6 protein-coding genes are annotated in these 4,975 nt (G+C 72.6%); 3 read left to right on the plus strand and 3 right to left on the minus strand.

Features of this window, described 5'->3' with window-relative positions:
* The coding region (locus CSR00_RS31485) for a sigma factor (RefSeq protein ID WP_281259772.1) at positions 1-339 on the minus strand (339 nt) is incomplete at its 3' end.
* A 170-nt stretch (positions 340-509) separates the two neighbouring features.
* Here CSR00_RS31485 and CSR00_RS29365 point away from each other — a divergent pair.
* The 3 genes from CSR00_RS29365 to CSR00_RS29375 are packed head-to-tail and all read left to right on the plus strand — an operon-like array spanning position 510 to position 2,674.
* Positions 510-1,010: an aminoacyl-tRNA deacylase gene (locus CSR00_RS29365; protein WP_099025875.1), complete on the plus strand. Its 501-nt coding sequence runs from the start codon at positions 510-512 to the stop codon at positions 1,008-1,010.
* A 10-nt stretch (positions 1,011-1,020) separates the two neighbouring features.
* Positions 1,021-1,869: an SDR family oxidoreductase gene (locus CSR00_RS29370; RefSeq protein ID WP_099025876.1), complete on the plus strand. Its 849-nt coding sequence runs from the start codon at positions 1,021-1,023 to the stop codon at positions 1,867-1,869.
* A gap of 16 nt (positions 1,870-1,885) precedes the next feature.
* Positions 1,886-2,674: a class I SAM-dependent methyltransferase gene (locus CSR00_RS29375; RefSeq protein WP_245906741.1), complete on the plus strand. Its 789-nt coding sequence runs from the start codon at positions 1,886-1,888 to the stop codon at positions 2,672-2,674.
* An 18-nt stretch (positions 2,675-2,692) separates the two neighbouring features.
* Here the strand turns inward: CSR00_RS29375 and CSR00_RS29380 are convergent, their stop codons facing one another.
* Both CSR00_RS29380 and CSR00_RS29385 read right to left on the minus strand, forming a co-directional pair.
* Positions 2,693-4,198 (minus strand): DUF7782 domain-containing protein, encoded by a 1,506-nt coding sequence (locus CSR00_RS29380; protein WP_245906743.1) that lies wholly within the window; start codon positions 4,196-4,198, stop codon positions 2,693-2,695.
* A gap of 74 nt (positions 4,199-4,272) precedes the next feature.
* The coding region (locus tag CSR00_RS29385) for an SOS response-associated peptidase (RefSeq protein WP_099025879.1) at positions 4,273-4,975 on the minus strand (703 nt) is incomplete at its 5' end.

Raw genomic sequence — 4,975 nt, forward strand, 5'->3', positions numbered from 1 at the left:
CCCGGCATAAGCCTTGACCATCGTCTCCTGCAACAGGTCCTCGGCATCGGCGGGATTGCGCGTCATCCGCAACGCACCACCGTAGAGCTGATCCAACAACGGAATCGCGTCACGCTCGAACCGCGCCGTGAGCTCGGCGTCGGTCTCGGCGGACCGTTCGGGTGGGCCGCCGTCCGGTCCGGCGCTGGTCGTGCCGTCGATGTCGGTCATCTTGGTTGACACAGTTCCTTCCGTCTGGGTGATCTCCACCGCGTTCGTCTGGGCGGCCGGCACCGAGGCCGACGGCGCGAGGTACCACGCCATCAGCTCCTCGCCCGACAGGGTCAACACCGCTGACACCGGACTCCTCCTCGTCAATCCTAGGCTGCGGCCCCGTCAAGGGTGTGACGGTCCGCGACTGATGGTGGTAACAGCGGCCGCACCCGGGCACATTCCCGTGCCCCCAGTGCACCCCCAGCGCGCACGCAGTGCGCCCGCCGGTCCGGCCCCGGCCTGGCTAGTCTGGCCTGGTGGCAGCAGCGGCAACCCCGGCGATCGCACGGCTGACCCGCGCCGGCGTCGCCCACCAGGTGCTGGCCTACCGGCACGATCCGCGCACCGAGTCGTTCGGCGAGGAGGCCGTGCACAAGCTGGCCGAACTCGCCCCGGGCCAGGACGTGTCCCCCGACCAGGTGCTCAAGACGCTGGTGCTGGCGCTCCCGGCCGGCCTGGCCGTGGCGGTGCTACCCGTTCCGTCCCGGCTGTCGCTGAAGGCGGCCGCGGCGGCCCTGGGCGTGCCGAAGGCCACGATGGCCGATCCGGCCGCCGCCCAGCGCGCGACCGGCTACGTCGTCGGTGGCATCTCACCGCTGGGCCAGCGCCGGTCGCTGCCCACGGTGGTCGACGCCTCCGCGCTGTCGTGGGACCGGGTGCTGTGCAGCGCGGGCAAACGGGGTCTGGAGATCGCGCTGGCTCCGCGGGATCTGATCGCCCTCACCGGAGCTGTGACGGCAGACATTCGCGCGGCATAGGGTGCCAGGCATGTCCCTCTCCGGTATGACCATGTTCATCTCGGGCGCCAGTCGCGGGATCGGCCTGGAGATCGCCAAACGGGTCGCCGCCGACGGCGCCAACGTCGCCCTGATGGCCAAGACGGCCGAACCGCACCCCAAACTGCCGGGCACCGTCTACACCGCGGCCACCGAGATCGAGGAGGCCGGCGGCCACGCCCTGCCGATCGTCGGCGACATCCGCGACGGCGACGCGGTCGCGGCGGCCGTGGCCGCGGCGGTCGAGCAGTTCGGCGGTATCGACATCTGCGTCAACAACGCCTCGGCGATCAATCTGGGCTCCATCGAGGAGGTGCCGCTGAAGCGGTTCGACCTGATGAACGGCATCCAGGTGCGCGGCACCTACGCGGTCTCGCAGGCCTGCATCCCGCACATGAAGGGCCGGCCCAACCCGCACCTGTTGACCCTGTCGCCGCCGATCCGCCTCGAACACCAGTGGCTCAAACCCACCCCGTACATGATGGCCAAGTACGGGATGACGCTGTGCGCGCTGGGCATCGCCGAGGAGCTGCGCGGCGACGGCATCGCCTCCAACACGCTGTGGCCACGCACCATGGTGGCCACCGCCGCGGTGCAGAACCTGCTCGGCGGCGACGCGGCGATGGCGCGCTCGCGCACCCCCGCGGTCTACGCCGACGCCGCCTACGCGGTGCTCAACAAGCCCGCACGGGACTTCACCGGCAACTCGCTGCTGTGCGAGGACGTGCTGATCGACGCCGGGGTCACCGACCTGTCGGTGTATGACTGCGTGCCCGGGTCGGACCTGGGCGTGGACCTGTGGGTCGACAGCCCCAACCCGCCCGGCTACACCGGCCCCTGACCCGAACGGAGAATCTGTGACCACCTCACCGTGGGCCGCCGGTCGCTACGAGTCGGTCGCCGAGCGGATCGCGCCGATCGCCGAGAATCTCGTCGCCACGCTCGACCAGCGGTCCCCCCTGGCCGGCCGCAGCGTGGTCGACCTGGCGTGCGGCACCGGCACCGCCGCACTGGCCGCCGCGGACCGGGCCGCCCGCGTGACGGGCGTGGACATCACCGCCGAACTGTTGGCGCTCGGCGCGGCCAAGGCCGCCGCGGCCGGACACGACATCGACTGGGTGCGCGCCGACGCCGCCGAGACGGGCCTGCCCACCGAGGGCTTCGACGCCGCCGTGTCGAACATGGGCATCATCTTCGTCGATCCGGTCGAGCAGGTCGCCGAGATCAGCCGGCTGCTCAAACCCGGCGGGGTGCTGGGCTTGTCGGCGTGGGTGCGGACGTCCGCCAATCCGCTGCACGATCCACTGGTGGAGGTGCTCGGCAACACGCCGCCGCCCGAATTCACCCCCGACCAGTGGGGCGACCCCGACACGGCGCGCTCCCGGCTCTCCGGTTTCTTCACCGACATCGAGATCCAGCCCGGCACGCTCACCTGGGAATTCGCGTCGCTGCCGGAGGCGCTGCGGTTCGTCACCGAGGAGTCTCCGGTCCATGTCGCGGTGCTGCGCCAGGCCCGGGAACAAAACGAGGAACAGAGCGCCGAGCTGGTCGCGGCGTTCGGCCGGGCCCTGGGCGCCCACGTCGACGCGGCGGGCCGGGTGCGTTTCGACGCACCATATGCACTGATCACCGCGGCGCGGGCCTAGCCGCGGCACCCGGCGGGGTCAGGGCACCTGGTGCAGGATCCCCCGGCCGATGGCCTCGCGCACCACCGGCAGCGCCGCCCGCGCGAGCGCGTCGGCGTCGACGCCGTGATGGGCGGCCAGCAGCTCGAGGAGGGTGCCCAACGGCACCTGGCCGCGGCAGCCGGCCAGCAGCGCGCGGGAGACCTCGTCGACACCGAGGACCGCCCCCGGCCCGCCGGGGCGCCGGACCGCCGCCGAGATCGGCTGCCAGCCCTCGGGCCCGGGCAGCGAGTGCTCTTCGAGGATGACCGCCGCGGTGGACAGCCGGGCGTCCAGCAGGGCGTCGTCGCCGGTGACGCGCAGGTACTCGCGCCTGGCGAGGAACGCCTCCACCTCGGGCCCGGTGAGGGCCTCGTCGGCGCCGGTGATCTCCTCCAGGATCTGCTCGGGCCGCCGCGGTGTTCCCGGGCCCGGCTTGCGCAGCGTGACCAGGCCCATCCCGATTCCGGTGATGTCCTCGGCGGCGAACCAGTCCAGCCAGGCCCCGCCGCGCCGTTCGGCATCCTGCGGGGGCTCGCCGGCGTCCGAGAGCCACAACGCGACATAGCTGATCGGGTCGGCCAGTTCACGCTGCACCACCCACGCGTCCAGGCCGGTGTCGGCCAGCCACCCGCCCACGCGCGCACGCCAGTCGGTGCCGCGGCGCACCACCCAGTTGGCCAGGATCTGGGCGGTGCCGCCGGGCTCCAGATGGTCGCCGACGCTCTCGATCAGGTTCTGGCACACGGTGTCCGCGGCCAGGCCGGAGTCGCGGTAGACGTAGTCGCGCGCGCCGGGACCCACCACGAACGGCGGGTTGGACACGATGAGGTCGAACCGTTCGCCGGCCACCGGGCCGAAGAGGTTGCCGGGCCTCAGGTCCCAGCTCATCCGGTTGAGCCGCGCGGTGGCCGCGGCCAGTGCCAGCGCACGCGCGTTGGTGTCGGTGGCCACCACGACATCGCTGTGGGCGTCCAGGTGCAGCGCCTGGATGCCGCACCCGGTGCCCAGATCGAGTGCGCGCGCGACCGGCCGGCGGATCACGGCACGCGCCAGTGACACCGACGCCCCGCCGATCCCCAGGACGTGGTCGCGGCCCACGGGCCCGGCGCGCATCGCCGCGTCCTGGTCGGAGACCACGAGGTAGTCGCGTGCGCCGTCGCCGTGCGGGCGGATGTCCAGCGCGGCACGCACGCGCCCGTCGGTTGTTGCCGCCAGCACCCCGGCGGCGATGAGGGCCTGCACCGCCGTCGAGGGCAGCGCCGCGGCGACCGCGTCTGGGTCTTCGTCGGAGCCGAGCAACAACAGCCGCACCAGGGTGCCCAGGCGACGGTGCTCGGGTGCGGCGGTGCGGGCGGCCCGCATGGCCGGCCACCACACCCCCCTGCTCAGGGCGGCCTCGGCGTCGGGTCCCAACATCTGGGCCACCCCGTCGGTGGTGTAGCCCGCCGAACGCAGGTCGGCGCCGAGGGCGTCGGTGAGGCCGGGATCCGCCAGCGGATGCACCGCCGGGTCGGCGCTTTGGTCGGCGCTTTGGTCGGCGCTTTGGTCGGCGCTGAGGCCGGCGCTGTGGTCAGCGCTCAAAACAGACCGGCCTGCTCGTGCTGGGGGTCGGCCGGCTCGATCAGCTCGGGGCCGTTGTTGCGGACGCTGTTGACCAGAGTGGACACCTCCCGCACCCGGATCCGGTCCAGGTCGCCGTGGCCGCGCAGCAGACCCTCGTCGACGGGCGCGTCGGGATCGAGCCAGTGGTCCCAGTCGGCCGCGCTGACCGACAGCGGCATCCGGTCGTGGATGTCGGCGAGGGGCCCGACGGCATCGGTGGTGATGATGGTGCAGCTCAGCAGCGGTGGCCCCGCGTCGGTGGCGTCTCCGGAGAGGTCGCGGGGCCGCCATGTGGACCACAGGCCGGCCATGAGCAGCGGCTCGCCGTCGTCGGCGTACATGAAGAACGGTGTCTTGGCGGCCTTCTTGCCGTCGGTACGCTCGCCGTTGGACCGCCACTCGTACCAGCCGTCCATGGGCACCAGGCAGCGCTTGTGCTTGGCGGCGGCGCGAAACGCCGGCGACGTGGCCACCGTCTCCGCGCGGGCGTTGATCAGCAACGGCCCCTTGGTGTCCGGACCGCCTTCGGTGCCGGCCTTGGCCCACGGCGGGACGAAGCCCCAGCGCATGAGCCGGATCCGCCGGGTGGATTCGTCGTCGGGTTCGGCGTGCCGCTTGACCACGGTGCTGATGGTGCTGGTGGGCGCCACGTTGTAATTGGGGCCCGGGGAGTTGGGG

This window comes from Mycolicibacterium palauense (assembly GCF_002592005.1).
GTDB classification, from domain to species: domain Bacteria; phylum Actinomycetota; class Actinomycetes; order Mycobacteriales; family Mycobacteriaceae; genus Mycobacterium; species Mycobacterium palauense.

What these genes read in the sequence shown, in the direction of transcription:
- CSR00_RS29370 (WP_099025876.1), top strand. Translation starts at nt 1,021, where the DNA reads ATGTCCCTCTCCGGTATGACCATGTTCATCTCGGGCGCCAGTCGCGGG.